The following is a 21,663-nucleotide window of genomic DNA, read 5'->3' as shown; positions in this document are numbered from 1 at the left end:
GGCGCGGGGCAGTCTGTGGAGGACGACACGTCGGATCGAGGCCGCGGTCCGACGACACACCGGGCAGGACGAAGGTCCGCTCCGGGCACGCTTCACGGTATGGGAAACTGGTCTAGACAACCCTGAAGACTGAAGGGCAGCAACACATGGCTGAGCGCCGCGTCAACGTCGGCTGGGCCGAGGGCCTCCACGCCCGCCCCGCTTCCATCTTCGTCCGAGCCGCCACGGCCGCAGGCGTCCCGGTGACGATCGCCAAGGCTGACGGCAACCCCGTCAACGCGGCCTCCATGCTGGCTGTCCTGGGTCTGGGCGCCCAGGGCGGCGAGGAGATCGTCCTCGCCTCCGACGCCGAGGGCGCGGACGCCGCCCTGGACCGTCTGGCCAAGCTGGTCTCCGAGGGGCTTGAGGAGCTGCCCGAGACCGTCTGAGTGAGACGAGGGAGCCGCGTCGCCCTTACCGGGTGGCGCGGCTTCCACCTTTTCCGGACCGTGAATTCACGGCACACAGGAAAAGGGCAGCGGAAATCCACGCCCGACGAATACGCTCTTCTTTGTATACGGCGCCCGTGTTAATGCCGAGGGATCGACATGTTTACGGCGTGTTGCGAGGTCCTCACACGCCCGGCGTCCCCGGAAAAGCGGAGTCGGTGCGCCGCCGTCGCACGCTCGGCGTGCAGGGCCGTGACCGCCCGCGCACGCTCGCCGTCGCCGCGCGCCACCGCGTCCACGATGGCACCGTGCTCCGCCCAGGACTCCGTCGGGCTCGGCGGCGCCTCCACCGCGTACATCCAGGCGATCTTGTGCCGCAGCTGGGTGAGCATCGTGGTCAGCGAGGGGCTGCCGGAGGCCTGGGCCAGCGTCTCGTGGAACCAGCCGCCCAGTGACCGCAGATCGTCGCTGTGGCCCCGCCTGGCGCGCTCCTGGCCGATCCTGACCAGGCCGCGCAGCACCTTCAGATGGGCCTCCGTACGGCGCTGGGCGGCCCGGGCGGCCCCGAGCGGCTCCAGGAGCAGGCGCATCTCCAGCAGGTCGGCGGCCTCCTGCTCGGTCGGCTCGGCCACGCACGCGCCCGCGTGCCGGCGGGTCACCACGAAGCCCTCGGCCTCCAGGGTGCGCAGGGCCTCGCGGACGGGGACGCGGGAGACGCCGTAGCGGCGGGCCAGGACTTCCTCGGTGAGGCGGCCGCCGCGCTTGTAGACACCGGCGACGATGTCGTCCCGGATCGCCGTGCACACCGAGTGCGCCGGAATACGCATGACCGACCTCCGCCTTAATCCCCGTGAAACGTCGACGATGGACGCGTTGTTCCGTGACTCTATTCCAAGGGGCCGGAAATTCCGACGGCGGGCCGGAATCCATGGATATTTTTTGGTCAGCAGGCCGGTGGACGCACCGGAAAAGGCGAAAGCCCCGGCCGGTGCGGGCCGGGGCTGCGCGGAGGGAGAAGAGCGTCAGACGTTCACGCCGTGCTTGCGGAGATAGGCGACGGGGTCGACGTCCGAGCCGTAGTCGGGGCTCGTACGGGCCTCGAAGTGCAGGTGCGGGCCGGTGACGTTGCCGGTCGCGCCGGACAGGGCGATCTGCTGGCCCGGGGTGACCTGCTGGCCCACCGTGACGCCGATCGACGACAGGTGGCCGTACTGGGTGTACATGCCGTCGGCCATCCTGATCACGATCTGGTTGCCGTACGCGCCGCCCCAGCCGGTGGAGACGACGGTGCCGATGCCGACCGCGTGGACGGGCGTGCCGCTGGCCGCGTGGAAGTCGATGCCGGTGTGGTGGCCGGAGGACCACAGGGAGCTGCTGGCCTCGTAGCCGGTGGAGACGTAGGAGTTCGCTATCGGGGGCACGAAGGCGTTCAGGCGCTTGCGCTCGGCCGCCCGCGCGGCGCGGACCCTGGCCTCGCGGATCTCCTGGGCCCGCTCGGCCGCGGCCTGCTCGGCCGCCTTCTGCTCGGCGGCCGCCTTCTGGGCGGCGGCCTGCGCGTCGATCTGCTCGGCGATGTCGTCGCCGACGGTGACCACCGGGGTGAGGCCGGTCTGCTCGGCGGGCCTCTCGGCGGCGAGCGCCGGGGACGCCGCGAGGGTGCCGACGACACCGGTCGTGGTGAGGGCGGCGATGCCCGCCGCCTGCGCGGTGGTGCGCTTGACGCGGCCGGGCTTGCGGTGCTTCCCGGTGGCGCACATGAACGCCATGAAGTGGCTGGTCCTTTCCTTCCCTCTCGCCTACCGGGTTAGCTGACGGGTTCGGAGCAGGAAGGTCTCCTACGGACCCCCTCGCTCAGGCGCGGGCGTCCGATTCACCCCAGGGACTGCGATGGGTCCCCGGCTCCCCTGGCTCGCGCCGTACGGGGACTCGGCGATGGCTGTCCGGTGCCGCGGGTGCGGCGTACTGCCTGACGAACAGCCCGCACGACGGTACGGAAGCCCGCTTCCAACCCCAAACGGATCCGGGCTTTTGTAGCGCATCCCACAGGCCAGACAGGCAACCTCCGCCGCAAATCGGGCATCTGGGGAAGGGAGTGGAACAGCGGGGGCCCTGACGGCCTGTCGGTCGTCAGGGCCCCACGCGCGTGTGGCCGGCTCGGTCCTCGCCGGCCGCTGCGACGGCGCCGTCTACTCGGCCGCCACCACGGTCACTTCGCCGATGCCGAGGGCCTCGACCGGCGCCTTGATCTGGGCGGCGTCACCGACGAGGACGGTGACCATGCGGTCCACGGGGAAGGCGTTCACGACGGCCGCCGTGGCCTCCACCGTGCCCGTCGCGGCCAGCTGCTGATAGAGCGTCGCCTGGAAGTCGTCGGGCAGGTGCTGCTCGACCTGGTCGGCCAGTGTGGCCGCGACGGCCGCCGCGGTCTCGTACTTCAGCGGCGCCACTCCGACGAGGTTCTGCACCGCCACGTCCCGCTCGGCGTCGGTCAGACCCTCCGCCGCGAGGGTGCGCAGCACCTTCCACAGGTCCTCCAGCGCGGGACCGGTGTTGGGGGTGTCGACGGAGCCGCTGATGGCGAGCAGCGAGACGCCCGTGCCGTCCGGTGCGGAGCGGAGGACCTGCCCGAAGGAGCGCACGCCGTAGGTGTAGCCCTTCTCCTCGCGCAGGACGCGGTCCAGGCGGGAGGTGAGGGTGCCGCCGAGGCAGTAGGTGCCGAGCACCTGGGCGGGCCACACGCGGTCGTGCCGGTCCGGGCCGACGCGGCCGATGAGCAGCTGTGTCTGGACGGCGCCGGGCCGGTCCACGATGACCACCCGGCCGGTGTCGTCGGCGGCCACCTGCGGCACGGGCCGCGGCTCGCCCGGTGTGCCGGCCCAGGCGCCCAGGGTGTCGCCGAGCAGCTCGTCCAGGTCGACCCCGGTGAGGTCGCCGACCACGACGGCCGTGGCCGTGGCCGGGCGGACATACCGGTCGTAGAAGGCGCGTACGGCGGCGGCGTCGATCTTCTCGACGGTCTCCTCGGTGCCCTGACGCGGACGTGACATGCGCGAGGTCGCCGGGAACAGCTCCTTGGAGAGTTCCTTCGCCGCCCGGCGGGAGGGGTTGGCCAGCTCGTGCGGGATCTCGTCCAGGCGGTTGCGGACCAGCCGCTCGACCTCGCTCTCGGCGAAGGCGGGCGCGCGCAGGGCGTCGGCGAGCAGGCCGAGGCCCTTGGCCAGGCGGGAGGCCGGGACCTCCAGGCTGAGCCGGACGCCGGGGTGGTCGGCGTGCGCGTCGAGCGTGGCGCCCGCGCGCTCCAGCTCGGCGGCGAACTCCTCGGCGGAGTGCTTGTCCGTGCCCTCGGAGAAGGCCCGCGCCATGATCGTGGCGACGCCGTCCAGGCCCGCCGGCTCGGCGTCCAGGGGCGCGTCCAGCAGCACCTCGACGGCGACGACCTGCTGGCCGGGGCGGTGGCAGCGCAGCACGGTCAGGCCGTTGTCGAGCGTGCCCCGCTCGGGGGCCGGGAACGCCCACGGCTTGGCCTCGCCGGGCTGCGGCTGGGGGTGGAAGTCCATGGTGGCGAGCTCGGTCACTTGGCCGTCTCCTCGTTCTCGTTACCGGCCTCTACGGTCGCTTCCTGCTCGGGGTCCTCGGGGACGTCGGCGTCGGGGGCCTCCTCCGGGGACTTCGGCTCGTAGACCAGGACCGCACGGTTGTCGGGGCGCAGACGGGCCTTGGCGACCTCCTGGACCTCCTCGGGGGTCACCTCCAGGACCCGCTGGACGGCGGTGAGGGCCAGCTGCGGGTCGCCGAACAGGACGGCGTACCGGCACAGTTCGTCGGCGCGGCCGGCGACCGTGCCGAGCCGGTCCAGCCACTCGCGCTCCAACTGGGCCTGGGCGCGCTCCATCTCCTCGGGCGTGGGGCCCTCCTCGGCGAACCGGGCCAGCTCCTCGTCGATGGCGGCCTCGATGACCGGCACCTCGACGTCACCGGAGGTCTTCACGTCCAGCCAGCCCATGGAGGGCGCGCCGGCCAGCCGCAGCAGGCCGAAGCCGGCCGCGACGGCCGTACGGTCGCGGCGCACCAGCCGGTTGTACAGGCGGGAGGACTCGCCGCCGCCGAGGACCGTCAGGGCGAGGTCGGCCGCGTCGCACGCGCGCGTGCCGTCGTGCGGCAGGCGGTAGGCGGCCATCAGGGCACGCGCCGGGACCTCCTCGACGAGGACCTCGCGCTTCTGCTCGCCGATGACCTCAGGCAGGGAGCCGTCGCGGGGCGCGGGCTTGCCGTCGTGGGACGAGATAGACCCGAAGTACCGCTCGATCCAGGCCAGGGTCTGCTGGGGGTCGATGTCGCCGACCACGGAGAGCACCGCGTTGTTCGGCGCGTAGTAGGTGCGGAAGAACTGGCGGGCGTCCTCCAGGGTGGCCGCGTCCAGGTCCGCCATCGAGCCGATCGGCGTGTGGTGGTAGGGGTGGCCCTCCGGGTACGACAGGGCGGTCAGCTTCTCGAAGGCCGTGCCGTAGGGGACGTTGTCGTAGCGCTGGCGGCGTTCGTTCTTGACGACGTCCCGCTGGTTCTCCATGGACTCGTCGTCCAGGGCGGCCAGCAGCGAGCCCATGCGGTCGGCCTCCAGCCAGAGGGCGAGCTCCAGCTGGTGCGCGGGCATGGTCTCGAAGTAGTTGGTGCGCTCGAAGCTGGTGGTGCCGTTGAGCGAGCCGCCGGCGCCCTGCACCAGCTCGAAGTGACCGTTGCCCTTGACCTGCGCCGAGCCCTGGAACATCAAGTGCTCGAAAAGGTGAGCCAGACCGGTACGCCCCTTGACTTCGTGGCGGGAGCCGACGTCGTACCAGAGGCAGACCGCCGCCACCGGGGTCAGGTGGTCCTCGGAAAGCACCACGCGCAGACCGTTGGCCAGGCGGTGCTCGGTCGCTGTCAGGCCCCCGGAGCCTGCCTCGGCTGTGGTCGTGTGACCCATGGGCATGTACATCCCTTCGCGAGCGGATGCGGTTGTGAAAACCGCGGTTTTCCTGCCGTTCCTGCCACTGTATGCAAAGCGTGCGGGGCCCCGGCGAAGTTCCCGCGGGACGTACGCCCACAGCGGATCGCGTAGCCTGCGTCGGACCCGGCTCAGCTGGTCCGGGGAGCCGCCTGGACCCGGGTCGCGGCACGGCTTGTCAGTGCCTCGGTCCACAATGGTCGGCGTCAGATCCGTCCAACGCTTCACGCAAGGAGCCAGGCAGCGATGGCCCGCCGCAGCACGAAGACCCCGCCGCCCGACGATTCGTACGAGGAGAAGATCCTCGACATCGACGTCGTGGACGAGATGCGTGGCTCCTACCTCGAGTACGCGTACTCGGTCATCTACTCGCGCGCCCTGCCGGACGCCCGTGACGGTCTCAAGCCGGTGCACCGCCGGATCGTCTACCAGATGAACGAGATGGGCCTGCGCCCCGACCGCGGCTATGTGAAGTGCGCGCGCGTCGTCGGCGAGGTCATGGGCAAGCTGCACCCGCACGGCGACGCGTCGATCTACGACGCCCTGGTGCGGATGGCCCAGCCCTTCTCCATGCGCGTGCCGCTCGTCGACGGCCACGGCAACTTCGGCTCGCTGGGCAACGACGACCCGCCGGCCGCCATGCGGTACACCGAGTGCCGCCAGGCCGAGGCGACAAGTCTGATGACCGAGTCGATCGACGAGGACACGGTCGACTTCGCACCCAACTACGACGGCCAGGAGCGCGAGCCGGTGGCGCTGCCCGCCGCGTTCCCGAACCTGCTGGTCAACGGCTCCTCGGGCATCGCGGTCGGCATGGCGACGAACATGCCGCCGCACAACCTGCGCGAGGTCATCGCGGCGGCCCGCCACCTGATCAAGTACCCGAACGCGGACCTGGACGCGCTGATGAGGCACGTCCCGGGCCCGGACCTGCCCACCGGCGGCCGGGTCGTGGGCCTGGACGGCATCCGGGACGCGTACGCGACGGGCCGCGGCACCTTCAAGATGCGCGCGACGGTGTCGATCGAGACCGTCACCGCCCGCCGCAAGGGCCTGGTGGTCACCGAACTGCCGTTCACGGTCGGTCCCGAGAAGGTCATCGCGAAGATCAAGGACCTGGTCAACGCGAAGAAGGTCCAGGGCATCGCCGACGTCAAGGACCTCACCGACCGCGAGCACGGCCTGCGCCTGGTCATCGAGATCAAGAACGGCTTCGTGCCGGAGGCGATCCTGGAGCAGCTGTACAAGCTGACGCCGATGGAGGAGTCCTTCGGCATCAACAACGTCGCCCTGGTCGACGGCCAGCCGCTCACGCTCGGCCTGAAGGAGCTGCTGGAGGTCTACCTCGACCACCGCTTCGACGTGGTCCGGCGGCGCAGCGAGTTCCGCCGCAGCAAGAGGCGGGACCGGCTGCACCTGGTCGAGGGTCTGCTGACCGCCCTGGTCGACATCGACGAGGTCATCCGGCTGATCCGGTCCAGCGAGAACTCCGCGCAGGCCAAGGAGCGCCTGATGGAGCGCTTCTCGCTCAGCGAGGTGCAGACGCAGTACATCCTCGACACGCCGCTGCGCCGGCTCACCAAGTACGACCGCATCGAGCTGGAGGCGGAGAAGGACAAGCTCACCGCGGAGATCGCGGAGCTGACCCGGATCCTGGACTCCGACGCGGAACTGCGCAAGCTGGTCTCCAACGAACTGGCCGCCGTGTCCAAGAAGTTCGGCACCGACCGGCGCACGGTCCTGCTGGAGTCCGCCGGTGCCCCGGTGGCCGCCGTACCGCTGCAGGTGGCCGACGACCCGTGCCGGGTCCTGCTGTCCTCGACGGGTCTGCTGGCCCGTACGGCGACCGCCGAGCCGTTCGCGGAGCAGGCGGGCGCCAGGCGCGTCAAGCACGACGTGATCGTCTCGTCTGTCCCGGCGACCCAGCGCGGCGAGATCGGCGCGGTGACCTCGGCGGGCCGGCTGTTGCGGATCAACGTGGTCGACCTGCCCCAGCTGCCGGAGACGGCGGCGGCCCCGAACCTCTCCGGAGGCGCGCCGCTGGCGGAGTTCGTCTCCCTGGAGGACGACGAGACGGTGGTCTGTCTGACCACGCTCGACGAGTCGTCGCCGGGCCTCGCGCTCGGCACCGAGCAGGGTGTCGTCAAGCGTGTGGTGGCCGACTATCCGTCCAACAAGGACGAGTTGGAGGTCATCACGCTCAAGGAGGGCGACCGGATCGTCGGCGCGGTGGAGCTGCGCACCGGTGAGGAGGACCTGGTCTTCATCACCGACGACGCGCAGCTGCTGCGCTTCCAGGCGTCCATCGTGCGCCCGCAGGGCCGTCCGGCGGGCGGTATGGCGGGCATCAAGCTCGCCGAGGGCGCGAAGGTCATCTCCTTCACGGCGGTCGACCCGGCGGCCGACGCGGTGGTGTTCACGGTGGCGGGTTCGCGCGGCACGCTGGACGACTCGGTGCAGACGACGGCCAAGCTGACGCCGTTCGACCAGTACCCGCGCAAGGGCCGGGCCACGGGTGGAGTGCGCTGCCAGCGGTTCCTGAAGGGCGAGGACTGCCTGTCGCTGGCCTGGGCGGGCCCGCTTCCCGCGCGCGCGGCGCAGAAGACCGGCGCCCCTGTCGAGCTGCCGGAGCCGGACCCGCGGCGGGACGGCTCGGGCACGTCGCTGCCGAAGACGGTGTCGGTGGTCGCGGGTCCGGTGCTCTAGGGCCGTGCTCTAGGGCCGGTGCTCCAGGCCTCGGCCGGTGTTCCAGGCCTGGTACGACATCGCGTCGGGCTCCTCCTCGGAGCCCTGGACATACCGCAGGACGCCCCACATGCCGTGTTCGTCGGCGTGTGGGGCGTCGTTCTCGCATCCCTTGAGCTCCTTGCCGAGGGCCTCGGTGCCGATAGCGGAGCCGATCAGCACGAGCTGGGTCAGGCGGGCGTCGGCGGCGGCCCACGGCTCGGGGTAGAAGCGCAGGAACCGGCCGACGGCGTGCACGGCGTACCGGTTGTGCGGGTCGTAGGGGCCGAAGTCGACGTACCCCTTGATCCGGTACAGGCCCTCGGGCCGGCTGTCGAGGAACCGCATGAGCCGGCGCGGTTCCAGGGGCGTCCCGGAGGTGAAGGACAGGCTGTCGTAGCCGGTGTGCAGATGACCGGCGTGCTCGTCGTCCCCGCGGTGCTCGTGCAGGTCGTCGAAGGACAGTTGCCCGAACCGCTCCTCGCCCGGCCTGCAGTCGAAGAGGAACTCCGGGTCGAGGCGGCCGTAGGTGGCGGGGACCACGGCGGCACCGTCCACGAGGGACCGCACCAGAGCGAGCAGCCGGTCACCGTCCGCGGCCCGGTCGAGCTTGTTGACCACCACCAGGTCGGCGAGGGCCAGATGCCGGTCGATCTCGGGGTGCCTGGCCCGGGTGTCGTCGAACTCGGCGGCGTCCACGACCTCGACGAGGCCGCCGTAGACGACCCTCGGGTGCTCGCTGGCCAGCACCATCCGGACCAGTTCCTGGGGTTCGGCGAGCCCACTGGCCTCGATGACGATCACGTCGATGCCGGCGCCCGGGTCGGCGAGCCGGTCCAGGTAGACGTCGAGTTCGCTCGCGTCGACGGCACAGCAGAGGCAGCCGTTGCCCAGCGAGACGGTCGAGTCGCCGAGCGCGCCCGCGACGGCCATCGCGTCGATCTCGATGGCCCCGAAGTCGTTGACGATCGCCCCGATCCGGCTGCCGCCGCTGCGGTGCAGGAGGTGGTTGAGGAGTGTGGTCTTGCCGGAGCCCAGGAATCCGGCGAGCACGACGACCGGGATCTGCGGACCGCTGCTGTTCCCCAACGGGTGACCTCTCTGCTGTGGACGGGGCCCCTGAGGACCGGCTGCCGGACCAGCATAGGAGGGCGCTGCCGCCCGCCCTCCCCCGACGGTGAGGCCTCGGCCGGCGAGCGGCCGGGGCGGGGACGGAAGGCTGTCGGACGGCAGCGGCCGGCGAGCGGCCCGGGCGGTCAGCCGACGCCAGAGGGCAGCCGGCGAGCAGCCCAGGACGGTCAGCCGTCGACCCGCAGCGGCCGGCGAGCGGCTGAGGGAGGCCGGCCCGCGACAGCAGGCAGCCGTCCAACGGCCCAGGACGATCAGCCGACGCCAGAGGGCAGCCGGCGAGCAGCCCGGGGCAGGGAAGCCGTCACCCGCGGGCCCGGCGAGCAGCCCCAGCCAGCGCCCCGGGGCGGGCGACCGGCGCCCACGGCACCCGGCGGGCCGCTCAAGGAGGTCAGCCCGCGCCAGCAGGCCGCCGGCGAGCAGCCCAGGACGGTCGGCCGGCGCCTGGGGGCGCTCAGCGCGCGGCCGGGACCGCGACCGGCGGCTGTGGTCCCACGTAGCGCGCCACCGGCCGGATGATCTTCGAGTCGGCCGCCTGTTCCAGGATGTTGGCGCTCCAGCCCACCGCGCGTCCCGCGGCGAAGGTGGGTGTGAACATCTCGCGGGGCAGGCCGCAGAGTTCCATGACCACGCCGGCGTAGAACTCGACGTTGGTGTGCAGTTCGCGGCCGGGCTTCAGTTCGGCGAGGATCGCCTCGACCCGGCGCTCGACCTCCACGGCGAACTCGACGCGCGGACCGCCGAAGCCGAGCGCGATCTCCCGCAGCATCCGTGAACGTGGGTCCTCCGTGCGGTAGATGGCGTGCCCGAAGCCCATGATCCGGTCGCCCGCGAGCACCCGCTCCCGGATCCAGGGGTCGATCCGGTCCGGGGTGCCGATGGCGTCCAGCGTGTCCAGGGCCCGGCTGGGCGCGCCTCCGTGCAGCGGCCCGGACAGGGCGCCCACGGCTCCGGTCAGACAGGCCACCACGTCGGCGCCGGTGGAGGCGATGACACGGGCCGTGAACGTTGACGCGTTGAATCCGTGATCAATGGTTGAGATCAAGTATTGCTCGACGGCACGCGCCCGCTGCGGCCCGGGCTCCGCCCCGTTCAGCATGTACAGGTAGTTGGCCGCGTACGGGAGGTCGTCGCGCGGCTCGACCGGATCGAGGCCCCGCCCGAGGCGGTACAGCGCGGTGAGCAGCGTGGGGACGGCCGCGCAGACCGCCACGGTGTCGGCGCGGCGCCGGTCCGCGTCGATGTCGTACACCGGTCGCAGCGCCCGCGCCGCACCCAGCAGTGACAGGGCCGTGCGCAGTCCGGCCAGCGGCCCCGGGACGCGGCTCGCGGCGGCGATCGCGGGCAGTGCCGCCCGGACCTCCTCGGGCAGCCGCCGCAGCGCCACGGTCTCGGCGGTGAAGGCCGCACGGCGCTCCGTGTCCGGGAGCGAACCGTGCACCAGGAGATGCCAGACGTCCTCGAAGGTGCGGGTCCGCGCGAGTTCGACGGCCGAGTACTGCCGGTAGTGGTAGAAGCCCTCCAGTCCGCGGACGTCGCCGATCTCGGTCTCGGTGACGACGACGCCGGCGAGACCGCGGGGCGCGTCGACGAGTGGGGCTGCGGTCCTGTTGATGGCCATGGTTCTCCTCCCTGGACTTGATCCGACTGTCCATGCTTGACTAATGGCGTGTCAATATTGATTGACTCAATGTATGGCGATCAAGATATATGGAGGCGGCTACGGTGACCCCCATGCGCGATCCCGAACCCGCTCCCCCCGGCCGTCCCGGGCGAAGGCTGACCACCAAGGAGACCGCCGAGCTGCTCGGCGTCAAGCCCGAAACCGTGTACGCGTACGTGAGCCGCGGCCTGCTCAGCAGCAGACGCGAGCCAGGAGGCCGCGCCAGCACCTTCGAGGTGAAGGAGGTCGAGGCCCTCGCCCGGCGCCACCGGCGCGAGGCCGCCGCGAGCCCGGGCTCCGGCGGGGACCTGTCCGTCCGGACCCACATCACGCTGATCGAGCGGGACCGGTACTTCTTCCGGGGCGTGGACGCCGTGGACCTGGCCCTCCGGCACTCCTACGAGGAGGTCGCGGAATGGCTGTGGACGGGCCGGCTGACCCCGGGCGTCACCTTCGCCGCGCCCGGCCCCACCGTCGAGGTCGCCCGCCGCGCGGTGAACGCCCTGAGCGAGCACGCCTCCCCCACCGACCGGCTGCGCGTGGCGGCGATCGCCGCGGCGGCCGAGGACCCGCTGCGCTTCGACCTGTCGGAGGAGGCCGTGCTGAACACCGCGCGGATCCTCATCCCGACGCTCGTCGCCGCGCTGCCGCCGGCCCGGCACGCCCACAAGGACGACGGTCCGCTCGCCCACCGGCTGTGGGGCAGGCTGACCGGCCGCCCCGCCGACGAGGCGTCGCTGCGGGTCCTGGACACCGCGCTCGCCCTGCTCGCCGACCACGACCTGGCCGCCTCCACACTCGCGGTCCGGGTCGCCGCCTCGGCCCGCGCACACGCCTACGCGGCCGTCTCGGCCGGGTTCGGTGTCCTGGAGGGCCCGCTGCACGGCGCCGCCAGCGGCATGGCCCACCGCATACTGCTCGACGTGCTCGACCAGGGGACCGCGGTCCCGGTGATCGCCGACGAACTGCGCGCCGGCCGCCGCGTCCCCGGTCTCGGCCACCGGCTCTACACCGGGGAGGACCCCCGCGCGCGTGTCCTGTTCGACCTCCTGGAGGAGGTGCCGCGCGCGGAGTCCGCGTTGCTGGCCGCCCGCGACATCGTCGCCACGACCGCCCGGCACACCCCGCTGCACGCCAACGTCGACCTGGCCCTGGCGGTGTTCACCGCGTCCAGCGGCATGTCCGCCTCGGCGGGCGAGACGATCTTCGCCGTCGCACGGACGGCGGGCTGGATCGCACACGCCCTGGAGGAGTACGGCGAGCGCCCCCTGCGCATGCGCCCGGTCGGCCACTACGTCGGCCCGCGGCCTCCCCAGCCCCTCCCGGAGTAGGCCGCGGCCGAAGGCCCCGCTCCGGCGCGACCGCCCCGAAGCAGGACACAAGGGTGGCCGGAAGTCACCCCAGGGAGGGTCAGGTTAGGCTCACCTCTGTGAGTAGGTGCGCGACCGTGTCCCGGAGCCTCGACGAGCCCGTTTCTGGTACGGCGGCCACGGCGACGACGTGGCTGCTGCTGGAGCAGCCCGGCCCGTGGGGTGCCAAGGCCCTCACTTCGAGCCACCTGGACCCCGCCCTGGGCCGGGCCCTGGAGTCGGCCGCCGAGGGAACCGGCGTACGCGTCGCGCTCATCCGCCGCCCCGGGCGCCACGCCGACCCCGGCAAGGCCGCCGTACGGCAGCTGTACGTCGCCCACACCGTGCCGGGCCGCGTGTGGCTGCACAGCGCCACGACCCGGGATCCGCGCCGGCTGCTCGGCCTCGACTTCGCCGCGCTCGGAGCGGGCGACCCCCGCTCCTTCGGCACCGCGCTCGGCGGGCGGCCGCACCGCGGCGACCCGCTCGCGCTCGTGTGCACCAACGGCAAGCGCGACCGCTGCTGCGCCCTCCTGGGCCGCCCCCTGGCCACCGAACTGGCCGCTTCGGGAGTGCGCGGCATCTGGGAGGTCACCCATCTGGGTGGACATCGCTTCTCGCCTACGGTGCTCGTGCTGCCGTACGGCTACGCCTACGGCCGCGCCGATGCGCACACCGTCAAGGAGGCGCTGCACGGCGTCCGGGAAGGGCGCGTGGTGGTCGAGGGATGCCGCGGGTGCTCGGCCTGGGAGCGGCCCGGTCAGGCGGCCGAGCTGGCCGTCCGGTCGGCCGCGGGCGAGTACCGGGCGGGGGTGCTGGGCGTCGTACGGACCGACGGCGGGGCGCCCCGCTGGGACGTCACCGTCGGGCACACCGACGGGCGGCGCTGGCGGGTGACCGTGGCGCAGGGCGCGTCGCTGCCGCCGCGTCCGGAGAGCTGTGCCGCGTCGGTCCTGGGAACGCCCGCGCGGATGGACGTGGTGGACGTGCGCGAGCTGCGGCCGACGGCTCTGGCGAGCTGACCCGCACCCGTCGCGACGACTCCTTCAAGAGGGGTCGAGAGATCCACGCCACACCTCCTGGGGACCGGCCCGCGCGTCCACGTACCGTCATGGGTATGAGCCCCACCGCCCCCGTACGCCGTCTGCGCCTCGGTCTGCCACGGCGGGTGTTCTCGCAGGTGCTGCTGATGCAGGTGGCGATCGCCGCGGGGGTCGCGGTGCTCGCGACCGGGCTCTTCCTGGCGCCGCTGAGCAAACAGCTGGACCAGGAGGCGGAGCGCCGGGCGCTGGCGATCGCCCAGACCACGGCACAGGACCCGCAGATCGCCGAGGGGGTCCTGACCACCCCGCCGACCAGTGACGGCCCGGTGCAGAGGGAGGCCGAGCGGATCCGCAGGGCCACGCACGCCGAGTACGTCGTGGTGCTCGACCGGAACTGGGTGCGCTGGTCGCATCCCACCACCTCGCAGATCGGCAAGGAGGTCTCCACGAGCCCCGAGGACGCCCTGGGCGGCAAGGAGGTCATGGAGATCGACAAGGGCACCCTGGGCCGCTCCGCGCGCGGCAAGGTGCCGCTGTACGACGCCGGCCACCGCATCATCGGGGCCGTCTCGGTCGGTATCGCCTACGACAGCGTGCGGGCGCGGCTGATCGGCGCGATCCCGGGGCTGTTCGCGTACGCCGGCGGGGCGCTCGCGGTGGGTGCGCTGGCCGCCTGGCTGATCTCCCGCCGGGTCCAGCGGCAGACCCGGGACCTGGCCTTCTCCGACATCTCGGCGCTGCTCGCGGAGCGCGAGGCGATGCTGCACGGCATCCGCGAGGGCGTGGTCGCCCTGGACCCCGGCGGTCGTGTCCGTCTGTTCAACGACGAGGCGCGGCGGCTGCTGGGCATCGGCGACGAGGCCGTCGGGCAGACCCCCGACGAGGCGCTCGGTGCGGGCCGTACGACGGACGTCCTGGCCGGCCGGGTGAGGGGCACGGATCTGCTCACCGTACGCGGGCAGCGCGTGCTGGTCGCCAACCGCATGCCCACCGACGACGGCGGCGCCGTGGCCACCCTGCGCGATCGCACCGAACTGGAGCAGCTGGCCCGCGAGCTGGACTCCACGCGCGGGCTGATCGACGCCCTGCGCGCCCAGGACCACGAGCACGCCAACCGCATGCACACCCTGCTCGGGCTGCTGGAGCTGGAGATGTACGACGACGCCGTGGAGTTCGTCGGCGAGGTGGTCGGCGACCACCGGGCCACCGCCGAGCAGGTCACCGAGAAGATCCACGACCCCCTGCTGGCCGCGCTGCTGGTCGGCAAGGCGACCGTGGCGGCCGAGCGGGGTGTCGCGCTGTGGGTGTCGGAGGGCACCCGGCTGCCGGACCGGCTGATCGATCCGCGGGGCCTGGTCACGGTGATGGGCAACCTGGTGGACAACGCCCTCGACGCGGTCGCCGGCACACCGCACGCACGCGTGGAGGTCGAGTTGCGCGCCGAGGGCCGTGCGGTCGTGCTCCGCGTGCGTGACACGGGCCCCGGAATCCCGGCCGGTCAACGGGAGTTGGTCTTCACCGAGGGCTGGTCCACCAAGAGACCGCCCGCCCACGGCAAACGGGGCATCGGACTCTCGCTGGTGCGCCGGCTCGCCGAACGGCAGGGCGGGAGCGCGACGGTGGGCGCGGCGGACGGAGGCGGCGCGGAGTTCACCGTGGTCCTTCCGGAGGCGCTGAGGGAACCGGAGCTGGAGCCCGCGGTACGAGGGGAATCCGTCGAGCCCACCGCCGTCGCCGAGGAGGAGGCGTGATGATCGAGGTCCTGGTAGTGGACGACGACACCCGCGTCGCCCGGGTGAACGCCGCGTACGTGGCGAAGGTGCCGGGATTCCACGTCGCCGGCGAGGCGCACAGCGCGGCCGAGGCGCTGCGCCAGGTCGAGACGCTGCCGCGGCTGGACCTGGTCCTCATGGACCACTACCTGCCCGACGACACCGGGCTCGCGGTCGTAGGGGAGATGCGCCGGCGCGGCCACCAGACCGACGTGATCATGGTGACGGCCGCGCGGGACATGTCGACCGTCCAGGCCGCGATGCGCCAGGGGGCGCTGCAGTATCTGGTGAAACCGTTCGCGTTCGCCGGTCTGCGCGCCAAGCTGGAGGCGTACGCGCAGCTGCGGCGCACCCTGGACGGCGGCGGCGAGGCCGAACAGGCGCAGGTGGACCGCATCTTCGGTGCCCTGTCCGCGCCGTCGGAGCCCGAGCTGCCCAAGGGGCACTCCCCCATGACGGCCGAGCTGGTGCGCCAGGCGCTGATGAGCGCCGGAGGACCGCTGTCCGCGCAGGAGATCGCCGAGCGGACGGGGGTGAGCCGGCAGACGGCCCAGCGGTATCTGAAGCTGCTGGAACGCAGCGGCCGGGCGCGGCTCACCCTCAAGTACGGCGACGCGGGCCGCCCGGAACACCGTTACGTGTGGGCGACCCGCGGCTGAGCGGACCTGTCTACTTGGCAGCGTTGACGAACTCGGTCGTGTACGTCTTGCTCAAGTCGACCTTGGCGTTCTTGATGACGGGGTTGAACGACTTGAGGACCTTCTCAACGGTCTCCGGGCCGCCCTGGGGCATCACGCCGTCGTCGGTGAACATCGGCAGGGTGCTCTTGATGGCCTGGGTGTAGAGCGCCTTGTCGCCCTGGGAGTAGTCGGCGGGCATCTTCGCGGCGATCTCGTCGGCGCTGTGGGTCGACATCCACTTGAGCGTCTTGACGAATGCATTGGCCAACTTCTGGACGGTGTCCCTGTGACCGTTGACCCAGTCCGTCTGCATGTACAGACTTGACGACGGGTACGGCCCGCCCAGCGCCTTCTGCGAGCCCTCGGGAGTGCGCATGTCGAGGAGGACCTTGCCCGCCTTCTTGTCGAGGATCGCCGCGACGGTGGGATCGGTGGTCATGCCGGCGTCGATCGAGCCCTGCTGCAGCGCGGAGATGAAGGTCGGGCCCGCGCCGACGGCGACCGGGGTGAAATCGCTGATCTTCAGACCGTTCTTGACCGCCAGGTACTTGGTGAGGAAGTCGGTCGAGGAACCGAGGCCGGTGATGCCGAGCTTCCTGCCCTTGAAGTCCTTCGGTGAGGTGATGTCCTTCGCCTGCTTGGTGGAGACGACCTCGACCTCGCCGGGCGCGTGCGAGAACTGCACGACGGACTCCACCGACTTCTGCTTCGCCTGCAGGTCGAGAGTGTGGTCGTAGAAGCCGACGGCGCCCTGGACCTGGCCGGAGACGAGCGCTGTCTCGGCCTGGACACCGGCGGGCTCACTGAGGAGTTCCACGTCGAGGCCCTCGGAGTCGAAGTAGCCGAGCCGCTGGGTCAGCAACGCGGGCAGATAGATGACCTTGTCCAGGCCACCGACCATGATCTTGACCTTCGTGCCCTTGCCGTCGCCCTTGCTGCCGGCGCCGGCCGAAGTGCCGCTCGCCGCGTCGTTGGCGCAGGCGGTGAGCGAGGAGAGGGCCAGCAGGCCGGAGGCGGCGAGCGAGACGTATCTGGCGGTCTTGCGCATGGCGGTTCACGTCCTTGTGCGAGGGCGGTACGGGGGAGGTGGGGTTCGGAGCGTGGGGGTTTGGAGCGGAGGGTCTTGGGGGCTCGGTGGGCCGGGCTCAGCCGGAGTGCGCCGGCTTCCACCGGAAGATGCGGCGCTCGGCGAAGGTCAGCAGGCCCTCGGCGGCGAGGGCGACGACGGCGAGGATGACCATCGCGGCGTAGACGCCGGCGGCGTTGAAGTTGCCCTGGGACGCGGCGACGAGCAGGCCGATGCCCTTGGTGGCGCCGATGTACTCGCCGACGATGGCGCCGATGAGGGCGAAGCCGAAGCTGACGTGAAGGCTGGTGAAGATCCAGGAGGTCGCCGACGGGATGACCACCTGAAGCGTCACCCTGCGATTGCTCGCGCCGAGGATCCGGGCGTTGGCGACCAGGTTCCCGTCGACTTCACGGGCGCCCTGGAAGGCGTTGAAGAAGACCGGGAAGAACACCAGCACCACGGCCGAGGCGACCTTCGAGGCGGGGCCCAGGCCGAACCAGATCAGGAAGATCGGGGCCAGCACGATCCTGGGGATGGAGTTGAGCACCTTGACGTACGGACCGAGGACGTCGGCGAGGAAGGGGACCCGCCCCAGAGCGATACCGAAGAGCACGCCGGCGACGACACCGATGATCCAGCCGAGCAGCGCTTCCTGCAGCGTGGCCCAGATCTGCTCGCCCAGCGAGCCCTGTGCCGTTCCGTGCATCACCCAGGTGGAGATCTGGTCCCAGATCTGCGACGGCATGGAGAAGTTGAACGGGTCGATGACCTTGGCCCGGGACAGCCCTTCCCACAGGCCGAGCACGGCCACCAGGAGGAACACCCGCGCGGCGTTGACGACCAGCTTGCGTCTGCGGGCGGCCTGGGCGCGCGACTGGGCGCGGTCGGGGACCTTGGCCGTGGCGGGGACCGGCGTGGTGATGACCTCAGGCGACATGAGCGGCACCTCTTTCACGGGTGATGCGGACCTCTTCGCCCAGGGACTCCCAGATCTCGCGGTAGATCTCGATGAACTGCGGCTGCAGGCGCACCGCCTCGACCTTGCGCGGCCGGGGCAGGTCGATGTCGAAGACCTGTTTCACGGTCGCGGGTCCGGCGGTCATCACGACGACCTTGTCGGCGAGCGCGATGGACTCCTCCAGGTCGTGGGTGACGAAGACGACGGAGGCGCCCGTGCCTTCCCACAGCTCCAGCAGTTCGTCCGACATCAGTGCCCGGGTCTGCACGTCGAGTGCCGAGAACGGCTCGTCCATCAGCAGGATCTCGGGGTCGTTGACGAACGTGGCGGCGAGGGCGACGCGCTTGCGCTGACCGCCGGAGAGCTGGTGCGGGTAGCGGTCCTCGAAGGCGGCGAGTCCGACGCGGGCCAGCCACTCCCGTGCCTTCTCCTTGGCCTCGGCCTTCGGTACACCCCGGAAACGGGGGCCGGCCATGACGTTGGACAGGACCGTGCGCCAGGGGAACGTGGCGTCCTGCTGGAAGACGAAGCCGACCTTGTCGCCGACGCCGTCGACCGGCTCGCCGGCCACCAGCACCTCGCCCTCGGTGGGCTCCTCCAAGCCGCTGACCAGCGTCAGCGTGGTGGACTTGCCACAGCCGGTCGGTCCTACGACGGCCACGAACTCGCCGCGTTCGACGGTGAGGTCCAGACCGCGCACGGCCGTGTGCAGTCCCCCTGACGGGGTTCTGAAGGTCTTGCTCGCGCCCCGCAGCTCGATGGCGGGGCTGGTGTGTGCGCTCATGGCCCGGGACGGTAGGTGTGGCCCCGGCCACAGCAGGAGTCTTGTGAGCACAAGCTGTTCTTTTGCTCGCAAGAACCTGTTGTGCTCATTTTGCGCGCGCTACAACTGCGGAGCACGAAACACGGGCTTAACGCTCGCCGGCCTGAGGAGAGGCCTGATGATTGACGTCCTGGTCGTGGACGACGACTTCCGCGTCGCTGAGATAAACGCCAAGTACGTGGGAAAGGTTCCCGGCTTCCGGGTGGCCGCCCGCGCGCACAGCGCCGCCCAGGCCCTGACCGCCGTCGAACGCGGCGGCATCGACCTGGTCCTGCTCGACCACTACCTGCCGGACGGGACCGGCCTCGACCTCGTCCACCGCATGCGGGAGCACGGTCACGGAACGGACGTCATCATGATCACCGCGGCCAGCGATGTGACGACCGTCCAGCACGCCATGCGCCTGGGCGCCCTGCACTACCTGGTCAAACCCTTCACCTTCGCCGCCCTGCGCGCCCGCCTCGACTCCTATGCCGCCCTGCGCCGCACGGTGGACCGCGTCGGCGGCCGGGGCCTGAGCGGGCAGGAGCAGGTCGACCGGATCTTCGGGGCGCTGCGCACGGCCCCGGCACCGTCCGCCCCCGGCCTGCCGAGCGGCCAGTCGGAGCCCACGACCGATCTGATCTGCGGCGTCCTGCACCGCTCGGACCAGCCGCTGTCGGCCCACGAGGTGGCTGCCAGGACCGGCCTGAGCCGCTCCACGGCCCAGCGCTACCTCCGCCACCTGGAACAGGCCGGCCGTCTGCGGCTCTCCCTGAAGTACGGCGACACCGGGCGGCCTGAGCACCGGTACGCCTGGGTGGCCCCGTAGGCGGCCCCCGTACGGTCGTCCTGCCCCGGCCGGCTGTGCGGCTGGCCCGGCTAGGCGGCCCCGGCGCCGGTCAGCGACCGTACCTCCGTCTCGGCGTACTTGGCCTCGTCCGCGACCTCGTCCGAGGTGACCGTGCCGAGCCAGCCGGCGAGGAAGCCGAGCGGGATGGAGACGATGCCCGGGTTCTGCAGCGGGAAGTACTGGAAGTCGACGTCCGGGAACAGTGAGGCCGGGCTGCCGGACACCACCGGGGAGAGCAGCACCAGGCCCAGCGCCGGGATCAGCCCGCCGTACACGGCCCACACCGCACCGCGCGTGGTGAAGCCACGCCAGAACAGCGAATACAGCAGCACGGGAAGGTTCGCCGACGCGGCGACGGCGAAGGCGAGACCCACCAGGAAGGCGACGTTGAGGTCACGGGCCAGCAGACCGAGGGCGATCGCCACGACGCCGATACCGACCGCCGCCCACCGCGCCACCGCCACCTCGCTGCGCGCCCTGCCCCGTCTCCTGCCGCGCGAGCGCCGCAGCGACGCGTACAGGTCGTGCGCCACCGACGCCGACGAGGCGAGGGTGATGCCGGCGACCACGGCGAGGATCGTGGCGAACGCGACGGCGGCGACCACCGCGAAGAGAACCGTTCCGCCGGTGGAAGCGGCGCCGCCACCCAGTTCGAGCGCGAGCAGCGGCACCGCGGTGTTCCCGGCCGCGTTCGAACCGCGCACCGCCCCCGTACCCACCACGGCGGCCGCCCCGAAGCCGAGCACGATCGTCATCAGGTAGAAGCCGCCGATCAGCCCGATGGACCACACCGCGGAACGGCGCGCGGCCCGTGCGGTGGGCACGGTGTAGAAGCGGGACAGGATGTGCGGCAGTCCCGCCGTGCCCAGGACCAGGGCGAGTCCCAGGCTGATGAAGTCGAGGCGCGCGGTCCAGGTGCCGCCGTACCTGAGGCCCGGCGCCAGGAACGCCCTTCCGTGACCACTGCGCTCCGCGGCCGTCAGGAGCAGACGGTCGATGTCGCCGTGGAAGCGCAGCAGGAGGAGCGCGGTCAGCGCGACCGTGCCGCTCAGCAGCAGGACCGCCTTCACGATCTGGATCCAGGTGGTGGCCCGCATCCCTCCCAGCGACACATAGACCACCATGAGCGCGCCGACCCCGATGACCGCCCAGGTCTGGGCAGCGCCGCTCGTCCGCCCCAGCAGCAGCGCCACCAGGCTGCCCGCGCCGACCATCTGCGCCACCAGATACAGAACGGACACCGTCACGGAGGAGGTTCCCGCGGCGATCCGTACCGGCCGCTCGCTCATCCGCGCGGCCACCACGTCGGCCAGGGTGAACCGCCCGCAGTTGCGGACCAGTTCCGCCACCAGGAACAGCACGACCAGCCAGGCCACCAGGAAGCCCACGACATACAGCATCCCGTCGTACCCGTACAGCGCGATCAGCCCGGTGACCCCGAGAAACGAAGCGGCCGACATGTAGTCACCGGCGATGGCAAAACCATTCTCCATGGGAGAGAACAACCGCCCTCCCGCGTAGAACTCCTCCGCCGAACCCTGCCGGCGACGGCTCACCCAGGTCGTGATCCCGAGGGTGACGGCCACGAAGCCGCTGAACAGCAGCAGCGCCAGCGCCTGATGGTGACCGGTCACGAGGCGCCTCCCCGTCCGCGGGTCAGTTCCTGGGTGTCCCAGCGCAGCTCCAGCGCCGCCCGGTCCCGGCGCAGCCGCGCATGCCGGGCGTAGGCCCAGGCGAACAGGAACGTGGTGAGGAACTGTCCGAGCCCGGCCAGCATGCCCACATTGACCGCTCCGGCCACGGACCGGGCCATGAGTCCGGGCGCGGTCGTGGCGGTGACCAGGTAACTCATGTACCAGACGAGGAAGACGGCGACGCCGGGTACGACGAACCGCCGGTACCTGGCGCGCACCTCCTGGAAGGCCGCGCTGCGCTGCACCTCGACGTACACGTCCCGGGCTCTCGGGTCCGCTCCGCCCCACTCTCCGCGAGCAGGCGGCACGGCGGCCGCCGGCACACCGGTGCCGTCCGGCTCGCCCCAGCCGGAGGCCAGCGTGTCGTACCAAGGGTCCTCGTGCGTCGCCTCGCGGGAGGGCGGTACCCCACGGTCTTCCTGGTTCTCGGCCGAACTCTCGGGACCGTCCCCGGCTCCCCGGGGACGATCATCGCTTGACTGCATGCCCAAGGATGGACAGATCGGGAAGATCCCTGAC

At 71.6% G+C, this 21,663-nt stretch carries 18 protein-coding genes and 1 riboswitch; of the genes, 7 read left to right on the top strand and 11 right to left on the bottom strand.

Translation table 11 applies throughout. The features are described from left to right. Window positions 1–146 precede the first annotated feature (146 nt). Window positions 147–428, top strand: a complete 282-nt coding sequence (locus IE244_RS31315) for an HPr family phosphocarrier protein (RefSeq protein ID WP_003993478.1) — start codon at window positions 147–149, stop codon at window positions 426–428. A 140-nt stretch (window positions 429–568) separates the two neighbouring features. Here IE244_RS31315 and IE244_RS31310 read toward each other — a convergent pair whose 3' ends face one another. The 4 genes from IE244_RS31310 to IE244_RS31295 form a co-directional block, all read right to left on the bottom strand. Then, window positions 569–1,255, bottom strand: coding sequence for a GntR family transcriptional regulator (locus IE244_RS31310; protein WP_191876949.1), 687 nt, complete (start codon window positions 1,253–1,255; stop codon window positions 569–571). Between the two features lie 195 nt (window positions 1,256–1,450). Further along, on the bottom strand, window positions 1,451–2,194 hold the full coding sequence (locus tag IE244_RS31305) for a M23 family metallopeptidase (RefSeq protein ID WP_191876947.1): 744 nt from the start codon (window positions 2,192–2,194) through the stop codon (window positions 1,451–1,453). A 12-nt stretch (window positions 2,195–2,206) separates the two neighbouring features. Further along, window positions 2,207–2,370, bottom strand: a riboswitch (cyclic di-AMP (ydaO/yuaA leader). 244 nt (window positions 2,371–2,614) lie between these two features. After that, window positions 2,615–4,003 carry a M16 family metallopeptidase gene (locus tag IE244_RS31300; protein WP_191876945.1) on the bottom strand — a complete coding sequence of 463 codons (1,389 nt, stop codon included), beginning with the start codon at window positions 4,001–4,003 and terminating at the stop codon, window positions 2,615–2,617. Then, complete coding sequence (locus IE244_RS31295; RefSeq protein WP_191876944.1) at window positions 4,000–5,394, bottom strand: M16 family metallopeptidase; 1,395 nt, start codon at window positions 5,392–5,394, stop codon at window positions 4,000–4,002. The genes IE244_RS31300 and IE244_RS31295 overlap by 4 nt, the downstream gene beginning before the upstream one ends. A 261-nt stretch (window positions 5,395–5,655) precedes the next feature. On the opposite strand from IE244_RS31295, the gene IE244_RS31290 reads away from it, so the two are divergent. Further along, window positions 5,656–8,115, top strand: coding sequence for a DNA gyrase/topoisomerase IV subunit A (locus tag IE244_RS31290; protein WP_191876942.1), 2,460 nt, complete (start codon window positions 5,656–5,658; stop codon window positions 8,113–8,115). Between the two features lie 9 nt (window positions 8,116–8,124). Here IE244_RS31290 and IE244_RS31285 read toward each other — a convergent pair whose 3' ends face one another. Next, the gene (locus tag IE244_RS31285; RefSeq protein ID WP_191876941.1) at window positions 8,125–9,222 is read right to left on the bottom strand and encodes a CobW family GTP-binding protein; all 1,098 of its coding nucleotides are present in this window, start codon (window positions 9,220–9,222) and stop codon (window positions 8,125–8,127) included. A gap of 493 nt (window positions 9,223–9,715) precedes the next feature. After that, a complete protein-coding gene (locus IE244_RS31280; RefSeq protein ID WP_191876939.1) occupies window positions 9,716–10,882 on the bottom strand; it encodes a citrate synthase/methylcitrate synthase in 1,167 nt (388 codons plus the stop codon). Between the two features lie 113 nt (window positions 10,883–10,995). Between IE244_RS31280 and IE244_RS31275 the strand changes: the two genes are divergently transcribed. The 4 genes from IE244_RS31275 to IE244_RS31260 all read left to right on the top strand — a co-directional run bounded on the left by IE244_RS31275 (window position 10,996) and on the right by IE244_RS31260 (window position 15,747). Then, complete coding sequence (locus IE244_RS31275; RefSeq protein WP_191876938.1) at window positions 10,996–12,255, top strand: citrate synthase; 1,260 nt, start codon at window positions 10,996–10,998, stop codon at window positions 12,253–12,255. 98 nt (window positions 12,256–12,353) lie between these two features. Further along, window positions 12,354–13,295, top strand: coding sequence for a ferredoxin family protein (locus IE244_RS31270; protein WP_191876937.1), 942 nt, complete (start codon window positions 12,354–12,356; stop codon window positions 13,293–13,295). 95 nt (window positions 13,296–13,390) lie between these two features. Next, complete coding sequence (locus IE244_RS31265; protein ID WP_191876935.1) at window positions 13,391–15,067, top strand: ATP-binding protein; 1,677 nt, start codon at window positions 13,391–13,393, stop codon at window positions 15,065–15,067. Beyond that, on the top strand, window positions 15,067–15,747 hold the full coding sequence (locus tag IE244_RS31260) for a response regulator (RefSeq protein WP_191876933.1): 681 nt from the start codon (window positions 15,067–15,069) through the stop codon (window positions 15,745–15,747). The genes IE244_RS31265 and IE244_RS31260 overlap by 1 nt, the downstream gene beginning before the upstream one ends. A gap of 10 nt (window positions 15,748–15,757) precedes the next feature. Here the strand turns inward: IE244_RS31260 and IE244_RS31255 are convergent, their stop codons facing one another. The 3 genes from IE244_RS31255 to IE244_RS31245 all read right to left on the bottom strand — a co-directional run bounded on the left by IE244_RS31255 (window position 15,758) and on the right by IE244_RS31245 (window position 18,579). Continuing rightward, a complete protein-coding gene (locus IE244_RS31255; RefSeq protein ID WP_191876931.1) occupies window positions 15,758–16,816 on the bottom strand; it encodes an ABC transporter substrate-binding protein in 1,059 nt (352 codons plus the stop codon). A gap of 97 nt (window positions 16,817–16,913) precedes the next feature. Next, window positions 16,914–17,774, bottom strand: coding sequence for an ABC transporter permease (locus IE244_RS31250; RefSeq protein ID WP_191876929.1), 861 nt, complete (start codon window positions 17,772–17,774; stop codon window positions 16,914–16,916). Continuing rightward, window positions 17,764–18,579 carry an ABC transporter ATP-binding protein gene (locus IE244_RS31245; RefSeq protein WP_191876927.1) on the bottom strand — a complete coding sequence of 272 codons (816 nt, stop codon included), beginning with the start codon at window positions 18,577–18,579 and terminating at the stop codon, window positions 17,764–17,766. Before IE244_RS31245 ends, IE244_RS31250 begins: the two co-directional genes overlap by 11 nt. A 157-nt stretch (window positions 18,580–18,736) precedes the next feature. Between IE244_RS31245 and IE244_RS31240 the strand changes: the two genes are divergently transcribed. Continuing rightward, window positions 18,737–19,429 (top strand): response regulator, encoded by a 693-nt coding sequence (locus IE244_RS31240; protein WP_191876925.1) that lies wholly within the window; start codon window positions 18,737–18,739, stop codon window positions 19,427–19,429. A gap of 50 nt (window positions 19,430–19,479) precedes the next feature. Here the strand turns inward: IE244_RS31240 and IE244_RS31235 are convergent, their stop codons facing one another. Then, window positions 19,480–21,084 carry a monocarboxylic acid transporter gene (locus IE244_RS31235; RefSeq protein WP_191876924.1) on the bottom strand — a complete coding sequence of 535 codons (1,605 nt, stop codon included), beginning with the start codon at window positions 21,082–21,084 and terminating at the stop codon, window positions 19,480–19,482. Further along, complete coding sequence (locus IE244_RS31230) at window positions 21,081–21,629, bottom strand: DUF485 domain-containing protein (protein ID WP_191876923.1); 549 nt, start codon at window positions 21,627–21,629, stop codon at window positions 21,081–21,083. The genes IE244_RS31235 and IE244_RS31230 overlap by 4 nt, the downstream gene beginning before the upstream one ends. Between the last annotated feature and the right edge of the window lie 34 nt (window positions 21,630–21,663).

Origin of the sequence: Streptomyces filipinensis (assembly GCF_014649495.1) — a bacterium.
GTDB classification, from domain to species: domain Bacteria; phylum Actinomycetota; class Actinomycetes; order Streptomycetales; family Streptomycetaceae; genus Streptomyces; species Streptomyces filipinensis.
The sequence above is the reverse complement of the archived record's forward strand: the minus strand, read 5'-3'. Positions and strand labels throughout refer to the sequence as shown.